The organism is Candidatus Methanoperedens nitratireducens (genome assembly GCF_000685155.1).
GTDB lineage: Archaea > Halobacteriota > Methanosarcinia > Methanosarcinales > Methanoperedenaceae > Methanoperedens > Methanoperedens nitratireducens.
Window position 1 is genome coordinate 241,834 of the sequence record NZ_JMIY01000004.1, and the last position, 21,437, is coordinate 263,270.

Consider the following 21,437-nt stretch of genomic DNA (forward strand, 5'->3'; position numbering starts at 1 on the left):
CACAAGGAGAAAAATGGATTTGGAAATGCTTAAATAAAATCTGGCATGAATGTGGAGTTAGACAACAAGCTTATAACAAAGGTTACACAAATGTAACAAGGAAACACGATGAAAGTCTACGAGCTATTTACGGAACTGTCTTCAGAAAACAGGCTTGGTATACTTCAAACCCTGGATGAACAACCGATGACATTCACCAATCTGATCAAAGAAGTTGACATGAACTCAACAGAAGCATCAAGACAATTATCAAGATTAACAGAAGCCCAGTTAATTGAGAAAAAGGGGGACGGTAAATATTATAATACACTATTCGGAAAACTGGTTTTATCCAGCATATCAGACCTGAACTTCATATCTGAGAAATCTGGATACTTTCTGAAACATGACACTGCACAAATCCCGCTCGATCTTCTGAGACAAATAGACGCCCTTTCTTCAGGAGAGATAATAACAGGCGTCTATAATATTTTAAATACCTATGAAAAATTGGGCGATGGTATAAAGAGCTACATGTGGTACATGTCCGATGATTTTCCAAGACATCATCTACCCAATATCGAAAAGAAATTGGAGGAGGGAAAGGAAATCAGAGTAATACTTCTAAAAGACCTACCATCCCCTTCGATGCTTAGTGAAAAAAACAGGAAAAAGATACAGATCAAAGTATTGGACGAGATCAAAATATCAGTAATCGTAAGCGATAACTTTTCTATGTTCGAATTACCCGGACCGGATGGAAAGATCGATCAAAATACTGCCATCTTCGGTTATGACGACCGATTCAGAGAGTGGTGTAAAAAGCTCTTCCAATATTATTGGGAAGCAAAATGTTATCCTTGTTGTACTTGATTTCTTTTATTATCAGTACTTGTAAAACAAAAATGACTAAAATCATTTCCTCTTCTCAAACTGCAGCAGGTACAGATCAGGTCTTGGCGTTTTCCCCTCTCCCCTTGCAAACTCTGGATAGCATCGACTACAGAGCACGCGCCAGTTAAGCGATGCCACAATAGAACTCCCTGGCACAAGCCGTGCAAACACCACAGAAGGTTTGACCCCGAGGTTAGATGCCATTTCCTTAAGATATGGGAGCAGTTGCGGCTCAAACACATCAAGGTCATCAACCTCAAGTCCTCTTGTGTTCGCGGTTATTCCCGCGCACCCGCACGGCAGTGCGAACATATCAAGCTCAATTAAAAGTACAGGCCTGCCTACCAGTTTTCTTATTTTTTCCTCAAATCCGGATCGATTTTTTAAAAGTTCTTCTGTAATCATGTTCTCACCGATAGAGTTTCCCATGGAGCAAGGGTTTCAGATTCAGTTCCTCCTTTTATATAAACCTGCGTGATCTTTTTTGTAAGAACCTTGCAGTAGCCGCACCTCTTGCATACCTTTTTGCAGCTCTTCCACTGCTCTATTACACCGTCCAGGCTCTTATTTGGTATATAGAACAGGTCTTTCAGATCCTTGGGGCAGTCAAGCAGGTCCATGAGGTTTCCCTCATAGCTCTCATTATGGTATGCGTTTGTGCAGTTCAGTATCCAGTCCACAAAATGGGTCCTGCCTCCTATCTTATAAACATCAGTGATATCCCTGTACTGCCTGATATCCTCAGGTCTTATCCATGGCGATTTGATAATGAGTTCAGGATTGACAATCCTGAGTTCCAGGCATTTGTAGTAATAGTAGTCATCCAGCACGTTTGGTCTGGGCTCAGGCCCGAAAGCGTGCGAGAAAAAGTTAAAATGGGCATACCTGAAAGGACAGCGGTACAGACACCCCTCGTTTACCAGGAGTTTTAATTCGCAGTCCACTGAATCCCGGATAGCATGAAGCACATCAAAATGCCGGTTTACATTTGAATCGATAACAATAGAACTTGCGCCCAGATTCTCATAGAACTCTGCCTTCTGTGGCGAATCAACAAAGGCAAGGACCGAGACCACAACATCGATATCAAAATCCCTTGCAATAGTCTCCACAAGATACGGGTCAGCAACGACGATCGAATCAACCCCTATATCGACCAGTCTCTCGATATACCAGTGGTTGATCCGAAAACCCTCAGGTGTAAGCTGGCGTCCCCCCATACAGCTTGAGTTCAACACCATCTCCACCCTGACCCCGTGCCTATGGGCATATTCGGTCTGCGCAGCGATATCCTCAAGCTGCGGGGATGCAAGATTGCTTCTGCCAGTGCCGATATAATCAGGAGAGCCGGCCATGAATATGGAATATATCCTGTCCCTGGCTTCCAGTAATGTCTTAAGGCTGCTGATATGTCCGGGAGAGGGAACAAAAAGCTTCATGGCTCTACCTGTTATTTGCAATCCTGATAAATGTTTTGCAATTCCATTTGCAGGATTATAAAATTTTTTCTATCAGTATGGATGATCCTGAACCCGAATTGCTCTGATATCCAGTCAAAGGTGCGCATACTAAAAAAGCAGATATGTGTTGGATCGCTTATATACCACCAGCCTCCAAAATCCCTGATAGTATCGTGGAATGAGGTCATAACAGCAAGAAAGCCCCCGGGATTTAGAAGTGAGCGAATATTGTATAACTCCTCCCTGATATCCCTTAGATGCTCGAATACCTCTGTTGAGATCACAAGATCATAAGAGCCCCCTGGAACCACCGGATAGAAATACGGATCATAGACATCGCAGTAAAATCCATCTCTCTTCATTAACTCAGCCAGAACAGGCTCTGGACCGCAGCCGTAATCCAGAGCAGAATTAACACCTGGACAATACTGACGGATCAGGGATATCTTCTCAAGGAACATCCTGACATACCCTTCATTCAAAAGCGTGTTATCATGGAGCCTGTAACGGGCTATCTCATCTCCGGGTAGAAGATGGTATCTATCAGGGACAAAGATAAGATCGCACACAGAACAGCGCATGAACGTGCGATCTCCTGATGTTCTGGTTTGTTTTACTAAAAGAGGATAAACGAATTCACTGCTGCAGAGGATACACCCTGAGCCGGTTGGGATTGTATCACCCTATGTACCTCAGGTCCTCATCTGATGAGACCGGTGTCTTTCCCTCTTCCATTTCCCTAAGTTTTGCAACGATCTTTTCCATCTCGGATGCCCTCTCTTCCAGTGCCTGCATATCAACATCGATCTCAAGTATCTTACAAAGCACTTTCAGTACAGACTGGGCACTCTTTGGATCAACAAGATACCCTGAGGTTACCCCCATAAGACAGGCAACATCGATTCCGCGAAGTCCACCAAGACCAAGAAGCAGACCTGATGCACCAACGATACCTCCGCCAGGTTCATTTGCCCTGAACTCCACACCATGTTCCTGAAGCTCCTTTACGAGCTCTATATTGTTCGCTGCGCCCAGAACAGTTTCAATCTCAACAAGCTGCCCTACGCCGTATCCACCGAGTGCATACATTCTCTTAACATTGAATTCCTCTGCAATATCAAGGAATATACTGCATAACTCATAGTGTCCCTCGTTTGTAGTGCTCTGATGATCACCTACCAGTATCAAAAGATCATGTTTGCCTTTTGATTTATATGCGTAGATCTCATTCCTGACAAGCCTGATCGTACCGTCGCTTTCTACTATGACCTGCGGGGGAAAATGCGGAGAGTATATCTCTATTATCTTCTTTGCGCCGAGTTCCTCGACCATGTGCTCGGCAACCAGTTTTCCGACATGGCCTACTCCTGGCAGCCCCTCAATTAGTATGGGGTCCTTAAGCCTTGGTTTTTTAGTTCGTAGAATGGTTGTTTTTATCATAATTGCCTCTTCTTTGCTATCCTTCTGTATTTTCCATATCTGTCTTCAAGAGAGAACCGTGCGGGTTGAGAATATTCTGTCTCTCTCCTGCAAACAGGACAAATTTCTTTTAGAGTATACCTCCCACACGAGGGACATTTTCTTATCTTTGATACCATAACAGCCGCAGATATCCGCCTTTACTTCATGATCAGGTATTTTGCTCAGTATATCTGTGGAATTCACCTGTTCCACCCTTTTTTTCTATAACTTTAATAGCGGATTGCGCTGATTTTTTTAGGATACTTTCAGCTTTTTTATAATCCGGGGCAATGACATGTATTCTGTACCTCGGTGCTCCAGTGTACGATATATCGATACTGATATCCTCACCATTGGCCTCACTTGCCGCTCTCAATGCATCTTTTATATGATCAATTCCATCAGGCAGAGTGCTTGTCAGATCAACATAACCTGCGATCTCCACCTGCGGCTTCTTCAGGTTCTCTTCTGCAACCTTTTTAATCATCTCAGCAATTTCTTTACTAACTCCGATCTCTGTGAGAGCTGAGATCCCGCTCATTCTTGTTTTTTCAAAAGCTGAATAAACGCTTCCGAGCCTTTCATAGAGTAGATCGACTAATATGTTCAGCTCTTCATTACCTGTTTTTGTGACTTTGGCTACGTATTGTATCCATTTCTCAGCTTTCTGTTCATTCTTCCATTGCTGGATCTTTTCTCGCCGCTGGTGCTCGTTAACATCCTTGAGCGAGAGGTCGATATGATGTTTGGCTGTATCCACGTAGAGTACTTTACATACTATCTTCTGCCCTTCCCTTACATGGTCCCTTATATACTTGACCCAGCCTGAAGCTACCTCTGAGATATGGATTAAGCCTTCTTTATGACTGTATTCATCCAGTTCAACAAAGGCTCCAAAATCAGTGACCTTCTTGACAGTACATACGACAAGTTCACCTTCTTCAGGCCATCCACTTCTTTCCATTACTCAAGAACCTCAATAATCTGTGTTTTAACAAATGCCTTGCCGCCAGTCGGTTCAGCAAGAGTTCTCCCGCATACCAGGCAGCTTACGGTTCTGCTTGCACATCCGAAGATTACCTGCTCGTTCTCACAGTCTGTACATTTGACTTTTAAAAACCTGCTTTTCGGTTCCATTATGCCTCCACAAGCTCAAATTTGCCTGCTCTGAAGCATGGCCTGATGTGTGCTTTTTTACAGCTTGTACATCTGTACCTGAGGTTTACGCGCTTTGTGGGTTTGTCTCCACCCGGTACTTTTGAGAACTTACCTGAGTTACCTGTACCTGTATGTCTGTACTTCTGTCTTGTTATTCGTGTTAATGTCGAGGCCTGTCCCTTTTTAACTCTCTCAACTACATGCAGAGAGTGGGCTTTGCAATAGGGACAGTACATATTGGATTTTTTGGGCATTTTCATAGTGATCACCTTTTAACTGAGATTTGGATAGCCGCATTGCGATTGATTAATGCTTTAGCATTCAGCGCCGATAAGATAGCAACATCCTCTTTTGCTAAAGTGTAATTGCGTCCATCAGCTCCAACAAATGTGGGAATATCTTTTAGCAAACGCACTACAATGTATTCTTTACTTATATCCTTTTTGTATTCAAAAGAGATTTCTTTTTTCTTATTCGCAGATGGTGTCTCTTCCTGTGGATCAGATTCTGGATCTGCATTATGCTGGTCCATCAGGGAATTTTCCAGGACTGCTGATTGTGCATAAGTAATAGATTGTTTATCTTTTCTATTAAATATAAATATTTTATCGAGGAGTTCGCTTCTGTATTCTGTCATCAGCTCAAGCAGTTTGTTATAGAATTCTCGCTCCTCCTGTGTCATCAAATCAAGGTCCTGTATCTCCCTCTGCTTCGATGAGGCCTGAAGTGAGGCTTTTTTGACAATTTTTTTTATCCTTTGCTCAATGATATTCTTTATTTCATTCTTTGCATTCTTAAATTCAGCTTCTATAATCTCGTATTTTGTACTATCCATGTCCTCCATGTTCTTTTTTGCCTCTCCAAGTTCACGTATAAGCATTGCAGCTCTATCATAGAAATCATGCTGCAGAGGGACGAGTTTTTTCCGCTCATCTCTCTCGATTTTAAGGATATTATCCAGGTTTATACGGGACTGGTCAGGCATATTCGGCTGCTCCGCGGCACATGAGGTATATTGCCGCATATTCGGGTAATGTATTGATACCCTCTTCAACTCTAAAACGTTTTCCTTTTATTTCAATAAGGGAGTTCTGCGGTTTAAGGGGCGGGATTACTTCTATTTTTATCTCCCTTTCATTGAATACCACAGCGTCATTCAGCGGCTCGAATTTCTTAAACTCAGTTGACGTGAGAGGAACAACCCGCATTCCGGAGCCGCCGTGCAGTGAGGAAGGCATACGGATGAGGCGCTTTGTATCTGCGGTGACAGGTTCATCGGTTTTTGCTCCACCCAGGTGAATACTGTTCTCATCCATTGCTTTTTGTGTAACTGCAGAGAAAAGTTCAGGGATTCCACTGGAGTCAACAATTCCTTTATTCTCGATCATTTCTAATTTTCTTGGATTCTTTGCAATATCCATTATAATCCTTACCTTTTTTGCAGCTTCTTTTTTGAAATCCCACAGATCATTTTCAATTAAAATTTTACGAACAATCCATTCTGGAGCATGGCTCTTATCAGCTATCTTTTTCAGACTCCATCCTGTGTGTTCTATTTTTATCTGCAGTATTTTTTTTGTGTCTACTTCATCATCGATCCTGTAATCTTCAGTTTTTTTTATGTTATACGTTTTGAGTAAATCTATAGTTTCATTAATAATATCTGACTCCTCTTTAGTGGATAATTCCTTTAAATAATGTACTATATACTGGCTAACACGTTTTCCCCAACCATATCCGCCAGAAATATCCTCAAAAGAAGTTATTCTTTTTATATCTTCATTCACTTTTATTTTTTGGGAATATACAGTCCCCTTTCCGAGATCAATTTCATGGGATTCTCCAATTCCATACTTTTTGAATAAAAATTCAACCGTTAATCCAGTTCCGCCAACATAATCCACAATTTCCCTTCGTTCCGCGCCCTCAAGCATCATTACCCTGGGATCGCGCACATGAATATGATACCCGCGCCCGCCTGAGAATACAATGCTGATATTATTCTCTGAGAATCCAAAATCTTCAAGAAGAAAATCAAGAAGCTTTACAGCCTCACTTTTAACATTGGATAGCATCTCTGCGTAAGACCTTGCCTTCATCGGTAGATGGTCGGCATCGAGATCAAATATGAGATCAGCACCCTGCCACAGTTTTTCCTTCATGGTACCTGCCCCCGGGAATTGATAGTATGCAGCCGAATGATATACATGCGCTGGCGCCATCATCCTTATGTACTCAAGCGCCTCACCTTCTACGGAGAAGGATTTGTGGCGGCGCATTACCACGTTCGGCAGTTCATCAAAGAAGATAAAACCCCACTCACGCCTGGTAAAATCAGGTGGCAGGATAAGTCCTGAAGTCTGGTAGTACTCCCCGAACCTTTTTCTGAGAAACTGCTTTGTCCGGAAGTTCATGATGTTCTATTGATTTTCAATATTAAAAACTGTAGTGTTCCCGCAAATTTCATTGCAGGTAGTTGACATCATATATAACATGTACAGTATCCATACAGATGATTTCAATCTCGGGTATACCCTCTCATGCGGCCAGGTTTTTCGATGGGAAAAGAACGACTGGTGGACAGGCGTTGTAAACGGAGCTGTAATCCGGGCAAAGCAGGAAGACACTGAACTCTTAATCGATTCATCCATTGACAGGGAATTTATCTGGAAGTATTTCAGACTTGATGATGATATGGAGATGATATACTCGGATATCAACAAAGATAGTTTAATGGATTCATTGATCCGGAAATACAGGGGACTGCGCCTGATCCGCCAGGACCCATGGGAGTGCCTTGTATCATTTATCTGCTCAAGCAACAACACAATCAGGAACATAACCTACTCTATAAAATGCATATGCGAGCGCTTTGGCAGGGAGATTGAGAAGGGCTATTACTCCTTTCCCGCACCCGAGGTTCTCGCTGATATCCATCTCGGTGATCTGAGATCGTGCAAACTGGGATTTCGCGCTCCGCGTATCCTGAATATTGCATCCATGATAGCAAACAGCGAATTTGATCTGTACGGGATAAAATACCTGCCCTACAGGGAAGGGCGCAATGAGCTTGTAAAAATAGCCGGCGTGGGTAACAAGATTGCAGATTGCGTGCTGCTTTTTGCGTTTGAAAAACTTGAATCCTTTCCTGTTGATACGCATATTGAGCAGATCATGGACAGGTTCTATGGTGATAACTGGGGGAGTGCAAAGAAAAGTAAGAAGAGATATGAGACAGCTGAATTTGCTCGAAGATATTTTGGAAGATACTGCGGGTATGCCCAGGAATATTTATATATTGAAGCTCTGGGATTAAAGTTAAAATATATTCAGATGAATCAACTATAAATAGTCATGCGTTTTAAACGTGTCTTATAGAGGTGGATAAATGAAGACGGTACCTACTGGAATAAAAGGTCTGGATTTAGTTCTTAATGGAGGATTCAATTATCCTTCAACTGTTCTTGTAGCCGGCACTGCAGGGGCAGGAAAAACTACACTGGCTATGCAGTCCCTGTTCAATGCGGCCAGGGAGGGTGAGACGTGTCTTTTTATCTCAGCTATCTCAGAACCTGTTGCCATGATGGAGAGCTTTGTATCCAACTACTCCTTTTTTGATCATTCTTTACTCGAAATGAAGAAGATAAGGCTATTTAACATGGAGGAAGAACTGATTCTATCAGGGGCACCTGCAGTTATACAATTTATTGAAGAAAAAATACGGATATACAAACCAGGCAGGCTTGTTATCGATCCTGTAACTGTGCTGGCAGAATCAAAAGAGAATGAATTTAAACAGCGCCTTTTCCTCTTTGACCTCCTCACAAGAATGAAAAGCTGGAACCTGCTCGTTCTTCTCACGGGTGAGTTTACTATGGAAAGCCTGAGACTGAACCCGCTAAGCTACCTGGTAGACAGTATTCTGCACATCTCCGAGGTTGCAGTAGGGGATAGAAGTGAGCGCTATCTAAATGTAATAAAGATGCGGGGAAGAACGTATATATCGGGGAGACATTCCTATAGATTAAGCAGCGATGGTGTTGAGGTTTTCCCGAGGTTACTTCCAGAGACTGAGTTCAAAAGACCTGCATCACTGGATAGAGTAAGCGTGGGTGTGGAAGGTCTGGATAAGATGCTAAAAGGAGGTCTGTTAAGAGATAATGTAATCCTGTTCTCAGGCGGTCCGGGTACAGGAAAGACAATCTTTGGTCTGAATTTTATATACGAAGGTGCAAGTAAAGGTGAACCCGGTTTAATCATTACGTTTGAAGAATGGCCTCAGAAACTGATAAGAGATGCAAAGGCTTTTGGATGGGACTTTGAACAACTTGAGAAAAAGGGCATGGTCAAATTCCTGTATTTCTCCCCTGTACTGTTCAGCGCGAATGAGCATGCCTTGCTCATAAAAGATACCTTAAAGAATTATAATCTTAAAAGAATCTTTTTAGATGGTGTTGAAAATCTGGAAACATCCCTGCCAGATACAGTAAAAAGAAGGGACTACATTCATTCTCTTGTAAATTATTTCTCTTCACAGGGTATTACAACGCTTATAACCAGTGAGATCCCGGAGCTTTTCGGTACTATCAGATTAACCCTTGAAGCTCTATCCGGTACTGTTGATGCCATCGTACTGCTTCGGCATGTGGAAGTGGAGGGGCAGATGAGAAAGGCCCTGAGTGTTTTAAAATCCCGTGGCTCTGATCATGATAAGGAAATAAGGGAGTTCGAGATAACAGATAAAGGAATTGAAGTAAAGGTTGCTCTAAAAGGGTACGAGAACGTACTGGTCGGTACGGCAAGAAGACCTCCGTCAGATATATTCAGGGATATGTTCGGTGGTAAAAAGCCATGAATTATCTTTTAATATTACTGTGGGCAATATCAATGATCCCATTACTTCTTTTACCTTATAGTATAGCGCTTTTTTATCAGCGCAGTTTTAAAAGAAGAACCTATCCCTCTCTTTTTCTGATCTCTCTTGTTCTGTATATTGTCTCTTCAATCCAGTATTTATATTCCTCTTTTATTGTTGGAAATTTATTTTTTGCTCTTGGAGGCGTGCTCCTTGGAGGCGCCAGTTTTAGATTGCATAGAGTTATGACAGGGAGATGGAAATGATAATCGATTTCAGTTTATTCTTATCAGGCATTTTGGGCTTCCTTGTCCTTTATATAGTATTGATACGCCTCAGCGCAAGAATGGGTGAAGGGATGGGGCTTCCAAGATATTATCTGCTGTACTATGTTGCTATTCTGGCTTTGATTCTAACTATACCTGCTGGCTGGTCGATTCATTATGCTAAAGAGGAAAGTCTGGAGGATGTTTTATTTACCCTGCTCATAATTGGAAATGCTATTGTCATCGCTGCTTCTTTTAAGTACTGGTGGTGGTTAAAAGATGAGTTCTGGTAAAAAGAAATAAAGAGGTTGATAATATGACTAAGAAAATAATGATCGTGGATGATGAGCCAGATACCGTGGATCTGGTTAGACTCGTACTTGAAACAGAGGGTTTTGAAGTAATAACTGCTTACACCGGCAGTGAGTGCCTGAAGAAACTGGATGAAGAAAAGCCAGATGCCGTACTTCTGGATGTAATGATGCCTGAAATGGATGGCTGGGAAGTCTTCAAAAGAATCAGAGAGAAGTACGAGGATTTGCCTGTAGCCATGCTCACGGTAAGGAACCAGGATATCGATAAAATGCTCGGGCTTCATGTACTTAAAGCAGACGACTATATCACCAAGCCCTTTGGAAGAAAAGATCTGGTGGAAAGGGTTAGAAAACTGGTTGAGCAATAAGAGATCTGAGAAAAAAAAAGTGCAGTGTAAGCTTTTGGCCTATTACTGATTCGATTCGTATTTTTTCAGGATACTTATTACTTGATTTAATAGATTCTTTGAATCTGACAGGTGTCTGGCACCGATATCAGCAGCCTTATCAAGATTTGCATCCAGTATAAGCAGATTCTGCTGAAGCAGGTGTATCAGGTACATCATTACACACCAGTATACTGCAAAGGCCAGCAGAGAGAATACACCGATAACTACCAGTTGATCATATACCAGCGCTGTAGACCTGTCCAGCGGCTGCAATATATTTATTGCAGCTATGAAATTATAGAGTATTACTATTCCAAATAATAGCGGTACAATCGTTGCGAGAATTAAACTGTGTTTACTAAGTTTCATTCAGTTTCCTCCGATATGCCTTTTTATGCTATCAATGTATTTAAGTATATCTATATATCTAAGATTCGATATACATATTAAATATATTATAACTATCGTGATCTGGGATCTATCAACTCTGGCATATTTCGTGGTTATTTTAGATAAAAACAAAATTCATAAGATGCGGTCGATTTAATGACTCAATAGTATTAAATAGGTTAAAACTAAAAACACGATTACAGAGTTTCGAAGTATGCAGGAGTGTAATACAATGGTTGTAGAATTAAAAGAAGGTGTTTACTGGGTTGGAGTCGTTGACTGGAACATAAAGCATTTCCACGGTCATGAATACTCAACTCACAGGGGCACGACGTACAATGCGTATCTGATAGTAGATGAGAAAACAGCTCTAGTAGATACTGTATGGGGACCCTATGCCAGTGAGATGATAGATAATATAGAGGAAATAACCGATATCAGAAATATAGATTATGTAGTGGCAAATCATGCAGAGGTTGATCATTCAGGTGCGCTTACTGAATTGATGAAATTCATCCCGGATGCCACTGTTGTGGTCTCAGAGAAGGGAAGGGAAAGTGTCTATAAGCACCATCACAGGCTCTGGAATTTTAAGGTCGCTGGCACGGGCGATACCATCAGCCTTGGAGAGAACAGCCTGGCTTTTGTAAGTGCTCCCATGCTTCACTGGCCTGACAGCATGTTCACGTATCTTACAGGTAAGAATATCCTGATGCCAAACGATGCCTTTGGCCAGCACTATGCGTCCTCAGGACGGTTCAATGATGAGGTAGATCAGATCGAGGTATACCAGGAGGCTATAAAATACTATGCGAACATCCTGACCCCTTTTAGCGACCTGGTCATAAGAAAGATCGATGAGCTCAAGAGATTAAACCTCCCTGTGGACATGATCGCCCCAAGCCACGGGGTCATCTGGAGAAAAGACCCGATGCAGATCGTGGAAAAGTACTATGAATGGGCATCAGGGAAAAATGATGGCTCAGTTCTGGTAATCTACGATACAATGTGGAATGCTACAGAGAAGATGGCAAAGGCGATAAGTGAGGGGCTTGAGAAGGAAGGAGTGAAGTTCAGGTTATTCAATATGGCGGTCAGCGATAGGAACGATGTGCTGACAGAGGTGCTCAAAGCAAGAGGAATCCTTATAGGCTCACCTGCATTAAACAATGGTCTTCTGCCTACTATTCAGCCGATACTTGAGGATCTTAAGGGCCTGAAGTTCAAGAACAAGGCAGGAGCAGCCTTCGGATCTTACGGCTGGAGCGGGGAGAATATTAAACACATAGAGCAAAACCTTGAGAAGGCAAGAATACCAATTGTTCAGGAAGGTCTTAAGATAAAATGGCAACCTACTAAAGAAGAACTTGATAGATGTGTTGAATTTGGCAGGAATTTTGCGAAAAGCTTAAGAAGCTCTGAGCAAATTTCAGGTTGATAAATATTGATAGGAGGATATAGATATGGCTATTGATCCTGTTTGCGGAATGACGGTTGATGAGGAAACGGCACAGTACAAGACTGATTATAAAGGAAAAACATATTATTTCTGTGCGCCCGGATGTAAGAAAGTATTTGAATCAGAACCGGAGAAATACCTGAAGGGCGGGCCTGAAGGAATGCCTGGAGAGAAGCCCTGGTGGAAGTTCTGGTAGTATTGTAACTATCACCTACATCTCCCTAACCTTAATTACCCTGCATGAGAATATAAGGACGAAATGAATACAGCCGATTTCGCATGCAGGGAACTGTTAGAACAGATACTGCTTAAAAAAATAACAAATGAGCAGGAATTAAACGCTGCCAAGAAGGAAGTTAGCGTACGCTTTGGACTCTCATCCCTGCCCGGTAACTCCAGTATACTTGCAGTCGCAAATGAGAATGAGAAGCAGGAGGTTATTGAACTTCTCCAGCTAAAGCCGGTAAGAACATTATCAGGCGTGGCTGTCATAGCCGCAATGACCTCTCCTGCACCATGTCCGCACGGGCTGTGTGTACCATGCCCCGGGGGGCCGGGATCAAAATTCCACTCACCCCAGAGTTACATGGGAGCAGAGCCAGCGGCAAGGCGGGCGTTTGAGAATAATTTTGATCCATATGAGCAGGTATCCTCACGCTTAAGACAACTTATGCAGATTGGACACCCGATCGAAAAGGCAGAACTTATAGTAATGGGTGGGACATTTACCTCACGAGAACCGTGCTATCAGGAGTGGTTCGTGAAACGCACTATTGAAGCAATGAACGATTTTTACAGCACGGAATGGAGAAAAGGTAGAAGCACATTCTCAATGGAGGATGTCCAGTCAGCTAACGAGAGCTCACGTATAAGGAACGTAGGGATCACCATAGAGACAAGACCGGACTGGACAGAGAAAAGGCATATTGATACCATACTAGATCTGGGTGCGACAAAGGTAGAGATAGGGGTGCAGAGTACCTGTGATTCTGTACTTTCGAGGATGCAGCGCGGCCACACAGTAATGGAGAGCGCGGATGCAAATATGAGGCTTCGCGATAGCGGCCTTAAAGTGGGATTCCACATGATGCCCGGGCTTCCTGGCTCAACACCTGAGTCAGATCTTCTAATGTTCAGGACGTTATTTGAGGATGAGCGTTTTAAGCCTGATTATCTCAAGATATATCCAACACTGGTAACTGAAGGAACAGCGCTTCACAGGATGTGGGAGCAGGGGGATTATGCACCCCTTGAAGTGGAAGAGGCAGTGGAATTGCTTGCAAAGACCAAATCCATACTGCCAAAATGGGTTCGTCTGCAGAGGATACAGCGCGATATCCCTGCCTACCAGGTGCTTGCCGGAGTAAAGAAGAGCAATATAAGGCAGCTTGCAAAAGAGCGGCTTGTGAAGATGGGGGAAAGGTGCCGCTGCATCAGGTGCCGTGAGGTCGGACACGCAGGAATAGAGCCAGAGAACATTAAGCTGATAAGCGAGGAATATATGGCATGCGGTGGAATAGAGCATTTCATCTCATTTGAGGATACGGAAAAGGATGTATTGATAGGGTTTATAAGGCTGCGTTTCCCGAACAAGCCGCACAGGCAGGAGCTTCCTGGCGCTGCTCTTTTGCGAGAGCTGCATGTTTACGGATCGATGGTCCCTCCCGGTCTCAGTGCCGGCTATGCCCAGTGGCAGCACCGGGGGTATGGTGAGGAACTGCTTGCACAGGCCGAAGAGACGGCAGGGTATGCAGGATATGATAAGATAGCAGTGATGAGCGGTATCGGGGTGCGGGATTATTACAGGAAGTTCGGGTATGAGCGCGAAGGGCCTTATATGACGAAGAAATTATAAACTACAAAAATCCCTTCATTAGTTTTATTGCGCAGAAATCCCCGCACATGGTGCACGGCCCTTCTTCTGGCGCTAATTCCCTTGCCCTCTCGCTATCGATAGCGTAGTTCAACTGCCCCTCCCAGTCAAGTTCTGCCCTTTTTTTTGCAAGATGCATATCCCTCTCGTTGGGTCCGTATTTTATCGAATCCCCTATGTGTGCAGCTATCTTAAAAGCGATAAGTCCCTCCTTTACCTGCTCCGGACCGGGGAGACCCAGGTGCTCTGAGGGCGTGATATAGCACAGGTAATCCGCCCCTGCACCGCCTGCCATGCTCGCGCCTACGGCTCCGGCAATATGGTCGTATCCTACTGCCACATCAGTGGGCAGCGGCCCTGCCACAAATAATGGGAAAGAAGAGCAGCGTTTATGGAACTTCACGTACTCAGCTATCCTGTCAGCGCGCACATGCCCGCCCATTCCCTCGATTATCACCTGCACACCCTCCTCGTTTGCACGTTTTGCAAGTCTCACGTTCTGCCTTATCTCCTCAAGCTGGGCCCTATCCCTTGTATCATGTATGCAGCCGCTTCTCATTGTGTTCCCAAGCGAGAGGACGATATCATATTTCTTCAGGGTCTTTAAAATCATATCGAAATTCTCTATGAACGGGTTTTCACAGTTATTGATCAGCATGTAAGCGCTCGTTATCGAACCCCCTTTGGATACCATACCCATTATCCTTTTTCCCCCTTTTAGCATGCCCAGCGTCTTACTATCGATGCAGTGGAGCACAAAAGAACTGACGCCCTCCTCTGCCTGCTGTCTTATATTTTGAACTATATCCTCCTGTGTCATGTTCCCAAGGCCCTTCTCAGCCACTGCCTGATAGATTGGAATTGTTGTTACAGGCAGCGTGGTATTATCAAATATCCTCTTGCGTATGCCTGTTATATTCCCTCCCATGGAAAGATCGGTCAGGGTATCAGCACCGTACCTCTCTGCTATTCTTGCCTTCTCAACTTCCTCATCAGGGTTGATTCTTAAAGAGGATGTACCGATATTGACATTCACTTTTGTTGCAAGACCCCTGCCGATGCCAACCGATTTTTTTCCCCTGCTCATGATTGCAATACTCCCCTCTGCTATCCGGGAGAGCAAGACATGGATATCAATGCCTTCTGCTTCTGCAACCACTTCCATCTGCGGGGTAACAGCCCTATCTTTAGCCTGCTCTATCTGAGTTCTCATCTTATTTCCGCCATCTCAAGTATCCTGGCTGTATTCTCATGGTTCCCCACAGGCATAATATGTACGCCGTCACACAGACCCTGCAGTTCTTTTATTAATCCTGCTGCTATCTCCATCCCTTTATCTACCGGATCTTTAGCTGTGCGCATCTGTTCGATTATGGGCTCCGGGACTTTTATGCCAGGGATATTCTTATTAAGGAATATTGCATTTTTTTCTGATCGCAGAGGGATTATGCCTGCTATTATTTTTATTCCATCAAAGGCCTCTGAACTCTTAATTTTATTCATAAATTCTGATAACTTCCGGGTATCAAAGACCGCCTGGGTCTGGATAAACTCTGCACCCATCCTTCTTTTTTTCTTAAGCTTCATAAATCCAGGTTCATTTAATTCTACACTGGCCACAGCGCCTGAACAGAAATCAGGCTTTCCATCCAGCAGATTACCTGAGAGATCAAATCCCAGGTTTAATTTCTGGATCAATCCAAGAAGCTGGACAGAATCCAGGTCATACACAGGCTTTGCTCCTTCATGGTCTCCCTTTGTTGTGTGATCTCCTGATACTACCAGAACATTGTGTATTCCCATTGCCGATGCACCCAGAAGCTCGGACTGAAGTGCAAGCCTGTTCCTGTCCCTGCAGGTCAGGTGCATTATGGTCTCATATCCCCTATTTGAGAGAAGGCTGCATGCTGCTGCAGGGCTCATCCGCATAATCGCACGCTGGTTATCCGTGATATTAACCGCATCCACGATATCTTTTATAAGGCCTGCCTCTTTTATCATGTCTGCTATATCAGTACCTTTTGGTGGGCTTATCTCGGCTGTGATTATGAATTTCCCGGAACTCAGTTTCTCCCTGAAGCTCAATTCTTCCTCCTCTGCTTTTTTGAGTGATCTTTAGGTTCATGGAGTATCTCAAGATACTCAAGCTTACCCATTTTTTTAAGCTTCTCATAAATACCATCCCATGCACAGGGTCGATCATCTACCTCGCATTTTCCATCAGCAGCGCCCCCGCATGGTCCGTTAAGCAGTCCCTTTGCACACTGTACAAGTGGGCATATCCCGCCGTATTCCCAGATCGTGCATTCCCCGCACATACCGCACTGCTCTTTCATGATCTCATCCCGGCAGACCCCTCCCAGGGATTCTGTGTCAAGTGCAGGATAGACCTGGATTCCTGAAAGCATTGATATGACAGATGCTCCTCCCCCGCAGGACATAACAAGCAGGGCATCTGCTTTTTTAATTCCCGGGTTAAAAGAGAGAACCTCATCCCATGAGGTACTGCATACAGAACTCAAAACAGTCCACCCCACAATATTTTTTCTGGCTGCCGCCAGTCTTTTCTTCATATCGAGCACCTCAGGTTCACCGCCAACATGGGTCCTGGTTGCACATTTTCCGCAGCCGATTATGAAAATATTCTGCTCTTTCAGTACCCTGAGTATATCTTTAAATTCCTTTTGCCTTGATATTATCATTTTTATCTTGAATACCTGAAAATAGTATCATCCTTTTTATAAATCAATTCTGCAAGCATATCAGCAATCAGAGGTAAATTCCTTACCTGGTGTTTTATCTTCTTTATAAGACGTTCGATCTGGAGCCGTGTCCCGATGATGATCAGGTTCACTTTATCTACCTCATGGGATACCGCTCCACGCGGAAGGGCTGCGTCTCCTCCCCTTGCAAGCATTTCCTGTTTTATTATCAATGCCTCTGTAGTGGTTACGTTCCTGAGCAGGATATTATATAACACGGTCTTATTTTTCATGACATGGCTTCCACTTCCGGTCACTCCTATGGATCTCATCGCTCTTTCGCTGTCATCCTGGTCTTTTATATAGAGCAATTCAGCCTCAAAATCATCAGATCTCACCGCTGGTATTCTCGCCCTTGCAGCCTGCGCAACTTTTACAGCATCCACTGTAGGTGCAACATCATGCGTCCTGATGATATGGGCTCCGTTTCGCACCGCAATCGCCGTGGCTGCAAGGCTTCCATAAAGCCGCTCACTGGCGGGTTTATTAAGTACGTCACCAATGAACGATTTCCTGGATATAGCAGCAAGAATGGGCTTTTCGAAAACACGGAGCCTCTTGAGGTTATCTATGGTCTCGTAATCGTACATGGGAAGCTTCTGCGCCGTCCATCTGCCGATAGCAGGGTCTATGATAATATTATCAGGATCTACTCCCTTTCCCTCGGCATGGGATATTATCCTGCCGAGTGAATCCATTACCGCATCCATGCCAGCAGGGTCGCCCGGAAGCTTATTGCTTGCCATCAGTATAACAGGGCAGCTATATTTTTCTGCCACATCTGCCATAGCGGTATCTGCCGTAAAACCGCTTACATCGTTTATGATATCAGCGCCAGCATCAAGCGCCTCATCTGCTATATCAGAGAACATGGTATCAACAGATATTGGAACTCTGATATCCGAGAGATGCTTTATTGCAGGAATGAGGTGCAAGCGCTCCTCTTCTTTTGATATTCTCCGGGCTTGAGGCCATGTGGAGCGGGCGCCAACATCAATCAGGTCAGCGCCCTCATCGATCATCCTCAGGGCAGCATCTAATATAGAATCGGCCTGAACTACAGACCCTTTATAAAACGATTCTCTGCTCAGGTTTATTACACCCATTATCCTTACAGGCTGAGCATCTCCGATTTTCAATCCTGCAATGGTTTTTTCTATCACGTTTTCATCTAATACTTTTTACAATTATAAAAATGTAACCTTAACACACAGCGTTTTCAATAATTCAAATACCATATACCAATTCAGTACTTGTGAAAAAGAGATAGCGTAATAAAAAAAATTTAAGAAGAAACATCCACAACCCTGACCTTAAAATGTAATGTTTTTCCAGATAAAGGATGGTTCAGGTCAATAGCTACTGTTTCATCTGTCACTTCTACTATCTCTGCAGGCATCTGTCTCCCATCCGGTAGACTTAACAAAAACCTCATCCCGGATCTTATCTCCTCTTTAGGGAACTTTTCTCTTGGTAGTGTCCTGATTAATTCAGGATGATGCTCACCAAAGGCATCCGATGGTTGTAATGTGATATCTTTTTTATCTCCTTTTTCCATTCCTACCACTGCGTCGTCAAAGCCTTTTATTACCTGTCCAGCACCAACTACAAACTCCAGTGCTTTATCATGCCTTTTAGAACTGTCAAAAACCGTTCCATCATCTAAAGTCCCTTCATACTCAACTGTTACTTTATCTCCTGTTTTAATCGTAATTTTATCAACCCCCATTTAATCGTAAAAAGCATCAGGCTCGGTTTACGAATTGTTCACGGTTATATTAATTAAGTTTTTATTGCTATTATTACTTAAGTCTTATCCATCCGTATGAGAGCGCCGTCTATTCGATTTTCTGAGTGATTGGGGATATAGATTGGCACAAATTTAAATAAATAGAAGATGATATTAACAGCTCTGGTAATACTGCATAGTACATTGAATTATTAGTGAGACTAAATACACAAAGGAAAATTCGAATGATAACCGAAGCTGATACCTGCAGAAAATATGTCTTGCCAAAGTTTTACTCAGCAGGCTGGAGTGATGTACTTGGTGCATATATCCCGTTCGCTTAGGGCTTTCTTACCGATATTTTCCATCTCTCATCATCCTGCAAGCAGTAGCGTCCTTTACCAAGATAGGGCATATAACTTAGTATATATATAAGCATATGGCTTAAAAATGTCTCTAATATTATAGTCTCCTGCCAAACTTACGAGAATTCGAACTGCGGATAAACTCAAATGAACGCAGATTTGCTGCATCGTATCTGCGTTTATCCGCGTAAACCTTTCCTAAAGGTTTATCAAACGAGGGGTATGCGAAGCATACCCCAACACTGCGCAAGCCGAAGTTTCGGCTTATCTGCGGTTAATATTTTATTGATTGTTACGTAGCAGACTATAGATATTCAAATTTCAGACACGAAAGACAGCAACTAAAAAACACAGCCTAAAAATAGAAAAAGAATAAATAACCCTCGTGTTAGTTGTATATTAGTCTAAATTTTCCAAATTTAGGTGTGCCAACAGCATAGAGGGCATCATACGTAATAACTAAGGCATTCTCTCGTTTGTCTCTATCCAGATCGCCAATTGTGGCTCCCCATATCTTGCTATTGGATGATGCTTCCCACAGGCTGGTTCCATCGCTTCCTTTCCTGGCAGCTACTGTAAATGTGCCTGTTCCCCAGTTGCTTGTTGTTATGAGCACATCTGCAGTCCTGTCGCCATTGAGGTCACCAGTCGGTACTGCGTATATCCATGCATCTCCTGTAACTGATTCCTGCCACAGGCTGGTTCCATCGTTCCCTCTTCTGGCAATTACAGTATGGGTATTTGCGCCATCATTATGAATCGTCACCATCACATCATCGATTTTATCGCCATTTAGATCATTAGCGGATATTGTCTCTATCCAGTTGCCTCCTGTCCCTGATTCTTTCCACAGATTGGTTCCATCCCTTCCTTTCTTTGCTATTACGGTGTAGTCACCTGTCTTCCAATTGCCTGTTGTTACTAGCACGTCTGCAGTCCTGTCGCCATTGAGATCATCTATTGGTGTGGGGTACAGCCATGCATCTGTACCTGAGACTGATTCTTGCCATAAGCTGGTTCCATCGCTTCCTTTCCTGGCAATTATAGTGTGGGTGTTTGTAGTCGAATTATGAACCGTCATTAGTACGTCATCGATCCTATCCCCATTTAAATCTTTAACTGATCTGGTTTCCATCCAGTCCAACCAGGTACCTTCAATTACCGACTCCTGCCACAGGTCGGTTCCATCGCATCCTCTCTTGGCAACTGCAGTATAGGTGCCCTCAGCCCAATTGTAAATACTCAATAATAGATCAGCATGCTTATCGCCATTTAGGTCACTCATTCCGCTTGTCTGTACGTTTCCGCTGCCAGATTCTTCCCAGAGGGTTGCACCATTACTACCCTTCCTGGCAGATATTGTATATGTGCCTGCAGACCAGTCATTTACAATAACTACAGTATCAGTCAACCGATCATGATTTATATCATCCATGAACTCTACGGTTACCCACTCATTTCCAGTTACTGACTTCTCCCACAGGTTGGTTCCATCAATTCCTCTCTTTGCAATCACAGTACGGGTATTTGTATCCTTGTTATTGATAACAACCATAACATCAGGGAGTCTGTCACCATCCAGATCCCCATACCTGTGATCTTTTGAAACATCACTTCCGAGAACTTTAATATCCATCCATGCATCCCCTGTTATTGATTCCTCCCATAAATGGGTTCCGTCGATCCCCCTTTTTGCAATCACTGTTTGGATTCTTGTGTCCGGATTATGTACGAATAATATCAGGTCATCCTTTTTATCACCATCCAGGTCCCCTGTTTGAACCGTATCCATCCAGCTACTTCCTGGAAAAGACTCTTTCCATAATATAGTAACATCCCCTTCAAAATCGACAGTGCTGCCAGCTACGACTGTTAAGCTGCTTGCCAGAAGAGCTATTGCAAGTAAGATAGCAATAGCTACCTTTTTAATTTTCTTGTTCATATTTCCCACCCACCTTATGCCAGTTAATAATCTGGCTATAAGAGTTACATCTTATCTACAATAAACCTTCTGCCTTAGTTTTAGAGCCTATCCGAAAAGTCCTGCTGCTCTGAATGTTATCCAAGCACATGCAAAATGAAT

At 43.3% G+C, this 21,437-nt stretch carries 25 protein-coding genes; 8 read left to right on the forward strand and 17 right to left on the reverse strand.

Annotated features, from left to right (window positions below):
* Window positions 1-108 precede the first annotated feature (108 nt).
* Window positions 109-852, forward strand: a complete 744-nt coding sequence (locus tag ANME2D_RS16920) for a helix-turn-helix transcriptional regulator (protein ID WP_052368778.1) — start codon at window positions 109-111, stop codon at window positions 850-852.
* 42 nt (window positions 853-894) lie between these two features.
* Here ANME2D_RS16920 and ANME2D_RS09635 read toward each other — a convergent pair whose 3' ends face one another.
* From ANME2D_RS09635 to ANME2D_RS09675, 10 genes are all read right to left on the reverse strand, one after another.
* Window positions 895-1,278, reverse strand: coding sequence for a DUF5402 family protein (locus tag ANME2D_RS09635; protein WP_048091167.1), 384 nt, complete (start codon window positions 1,276-1,278; stop codon window positions 895-897).
* Window positions 1,275-2,312, reverse strand: coding sequence for a peptidase U32 family protein (locus ANME2D_RS09640; protein WP_048091039.1), 1,038 nt, complete (start codon window positions 2,310-2,312; stop codon window positions 1,275-1,277). The genes ANME2D_RS09635 and ANME2D_RS09640 overlap by 4 nt, the downstream gene beginning before the upstream one ends.
* 11 nt (window positions 2,313-2,323) lie before the next feature.
* Entirely contained in the window at window positions 2,324-2,914 is a 591-nt protein-coding gene (locus tag ANME2D_RS09645) for a class I SAM-dependent methyltransferase (protein ID WP_052368779.1), read from the reverse strand.
* A gap of 97 nt (window positions 2,915-3,011) precedes the next feature.
* Complete coding sequence (locus ANME2D_RS09650; protein WP_048091043.1) at window positions 3,012-3,773, reverse strand: proteasome assembly chaperone family protein; 762 nt, start codon at window positions 3,771-3,773, stop codon at window positions 3,012-3,014.
* On the reverse strand, window positions 3,770-3,931 hold the full coding sequence (locus ANME2D_RS17405) for an RNA-protein complex protein Nop10 (protein ID WP_081810219.1): 162 nt from the start codon (window positions 3,929-3,931) through the stop codon (window positions 3,770-3,772). The genes ANME2D_RS09650 and ANME2D_RS17405 overlap by 4 nt, the downstream gene beginning before the upstream one ends.
* A 32-nt stretch (window positions 3,932-3,963) precedes the next feature.
* On the reverse strand, window positions 3,964-4,758 hold the full coding sequence (locus tag ANME2D_RS09655) for a translation initiation factor IF-2 subunit alpha (RefSeq protein ID WP_048091045.1): 795 nt from the start codon (window positions 4,756-4,758) through the stop codon (window positions 3,964-3,966).
* Window positions 4,758-4,931 carry a 30S ribosomal protein S27e gene (locus tag ANME2D_RS09660; RefSeq protein ID WP_048091047.1) on the reverse strand — a complete coding sequence of 58 codons (174 nt, stop codon included), beginning with the start codon at window positions 4,929-4,931 and terminating at the stop codon, window positions 4,758-4,760. Before ANME2D_RS09660 ends, ANME2D_RS09655 begins: the two co-directional genes overlap by 1 nt.
* Window positions 4,931-5,212: a 50S ribosomal protein L44e gene (locus tag ANME2D_RS09665; protein WP_048091049.1), complete on the reverse strand. Its 282-nt coding sequence runs from the start codon at window positions 5,210-5,212 to the stop codon at window positions 4,931-4,933. The genes ANME2D_RS09660 and ANME2D_RS09665 overlap by 1 nt, the downstream gene beginning before the upstream one ends.
* Window positions 5,213-5,217: 5 nt before the next feature.
* Window positions 5,218-5,937 carry a DNA replication complex subunit Gins51 gene (locus ANME2D_RS09670; protein WP_048091051.1) on the reverse strand — a complete coding sequence of 240 codons (720 nt, stop codon included), beginning with the start codon at window positions 5,935-5,937 and terminating at the stop codon, window positions 5,218-5,220.
* Window positions 5,930-7,366 (reverse strand): DNA primase small subunit domain-containing protein, encoded by a 1,437-nt coding sequence (locus tag ANME2D_RS09675; protein ID WP_048091053.1) that lies wholly within the window; start codon window positions 7,364-7,366, stop codon window positions 5,930-5,932. The genes ANME2D_RS09670 and ANME2D_RS09675 overlap by 8 nt, the downstream gene beginning before the upstream one ends.
* 79 nt (window positions 7,367-7,445) lie before the next feature.
* On the opposite strand from ANME2D_RS09675, the gene ANME2D_RS09680 reads away from it, so the two are divergent.
* The 4 genes from ANME2D_RS09680 (at window position 7,446) to ANME2D_RS09700 (ending at window position 10,755) form a co-directional block, all read left to right on the forward strand.
* Window positions 7,446-8,300 carry a DNA-3-methyladenine glycosylase family protein gene (locus tag ANME2D_RS09680; RefSeq protein WP_048091055.1) on the forward strand — a complete coding sequence of 285 codons (855 nt, stop codon included), beginning with the start codon at window positions 7,446-7,448 and terminating at the stop codon, window positions 8,298-8,300.
* A gap of 40 nt (window positions 8,301-8,340) precedes the next feature.
* The gene (locus ANME2D_RS09685; RefSeq protein ID WP_048091057.1) at window positions 8,341-9,807 is read left to right on the forward strand and encodes an ATPase domain-containing protein; all 1,467 of its coding nucleotides are present in this window, start codon (window positions 8,341-8,343) and stop codon (window positions 9,805-9,807) included.
* 262 nt (window positions 9,808-10,069) lie between these two features.
* Window positions 10,070-10,366 (forward strand): hypothetical protein, encoded by a 297-nt coding sequence (locus tag ANME2D_RS09695; RefSeq protein WP_048091060.1) that lies wholly within the window; start codon window positions 10,070-10,072, stop codon window positions 10,364-10,366.
* Between the two features lie 23 nt (window positions 10,367-10,389).
* Window positions 10,390-10,755, forward strand: a complete 366-nt coding sequence (locus tag ANME2D_RS09700) for a response regulator transcription factor (RefSeq protein ID WP_048091062.1) — start codon at window positions 10,390-10,392, stop codon at window positions 10,753-10,755.
* A 42-nt stretch (window positions 10,756-10,797) separates the two neighbouring features.
* On the opposite strand, the gene ANME2D_RS09705 is transcribed toward ANME2D_RS09700, so the two are convergent.
* On the reverse strand, window positions 10,798-11,145 hold the full coding sequence (locus tag ANME2D_RS09705) for a hypothetical protein (RefSeq protein WP_048091064.1): 348 nt from the start codon (window positions 11,143-11,145) through the stop codon (window positions 10,798-10,800).
* 253 nt (window positions 11,146-11,398) lie between these two features.
* Between ANME2D_RS09705 and ANME2D_RS09710 the strand changes: the two genes are divergently transcribed.
* The 3 genes from ANME2D_RS09710 (at window position 11,399) to ANME2D_RS09720 (ending at window position 14,480) form a co-directional block, all read left to right on the forward strand.
* Complete coding sequence (locus ANME2D_RS09710; RefSeq protein WP_048091066.1) at window positions 11,399-12,604, forward strand: oxygen-binding di-iron domain-containing protein; 1,206 nt, start codon at window positions 11,399-11,401, stop codon at window positions 12,602-12,604.
* A gap of 25 nt (window positions 12,605-12,629) precedes the next feature.
* Window positions 12,630-12,821: a YHS domain-containing protein gene (locus ANME2D_RS09715; RefSeq protein ID WP_048091068.1), complete on the forward strand. Its 192-nt coding sequence runs from the start codon at window positions 12,630-12,632 to the stop codon at window positions 12,819-12,821.
* A gap of 63 nt (window positions 12,822-12,884) precedes the next feature.
* Entirely contained in the window at window positions 12,885-14,480 is a 1,596-nt protein-coding gene (locus ANME2D_RS09720) for a tRNA uridine(34) 5-carboxymethylaminomethyl modification radical SAM/GNAT enzyme Elp3 (RefSeq protein WP_048091070.1), read from the forward strand.
* A 1-nt stretch (window position 14,481) separates the two neighbouring features.
* Here ANME2D_RS09720 and thiC read toward each other — a convergent pair whose 3' ends face one another.
* The 6 genes from thiC to ANME2D_RS09750 form a co-directional block, all read right to left on the reverse strand.
* Window positions 14,482-15,711, reverse strand: coding sequence for a phosphomethylpyrimidine synthase ThiC (gene thiC / locus ANME2D_RS09725; protein ID WP_048091072.1), 1,230 nt, complete (start codon window positions 15,709-15,711; stop codon window positions 14,482-14,484).
* Window positions 15,708-16,583, reverse strand: a complete 876-nt coding sequence (locus ANME2D_RS09730; protein ID WP_048091074.1) for a methylenetetrahydrofolate reductase — start codon at window positions 16,581-16,583, stop codon at window positions 15,708-15,710. The genes thiC and ANME2D_RS09730 overlap by 4 nt, the downstream gene beginning before the upstream one ends.
* A complete protein-coding gene (locus ANME2D_RS09735; RefSeq protein WP_048091076.1) occupies window positions 16,580-17,200 on the reverse strand; it encodes a methylenetetrahydrofolate reductase C-terminal domain-containing protein in 621 nt (206 codons plus the stop codon). The genes ANME2D_RS09730 and ANME2D_RS09735 overlap by 4 nt, the downstream gene beginning before the upstream one ends.
* Before the next feature lie 2 nt (window positions 17,201-17,202).
* Window positions 17,203-18,423: a dihydropteroate synthase gene (gene folP / locus ANME2D_RS09740; RefSeq protein WP_241763345.1), complete on the reverse strand. Its 1,221-nt coding sequence runs from the start codon at window positions 18,421-18,423 to the stop codon at window positions 17,203-17,205.
* A 122-nt stretch (window positions 18,424-18,545) separates the two neighbouring features.
* Window positions 18,546-18,989, reverse strand: coding sequence for an FKBP-type peptidyl-prolyl cis-trans isomerase (locus ANME2D_RS09745; RefSeq protein WP_048091081.1), 444 nt, complete (start codon window positions 18,987-18,989; stop codon window positions 18,546-18,548).
* A gap of 753 nt (window positions 18,990-19,742) precedes the next feature.
* Entirely contained in the window at window positions 19,743-21,296 is a 1,554-nt protein-coding gene (locus ANME2D_RS09750; protein WP_048091083.1) for an FG-GAP repeat domain-containing protein, read from the reverse strand.
* Window positions 21,297-21,437 lie beyond the last annotated feature (141 nt).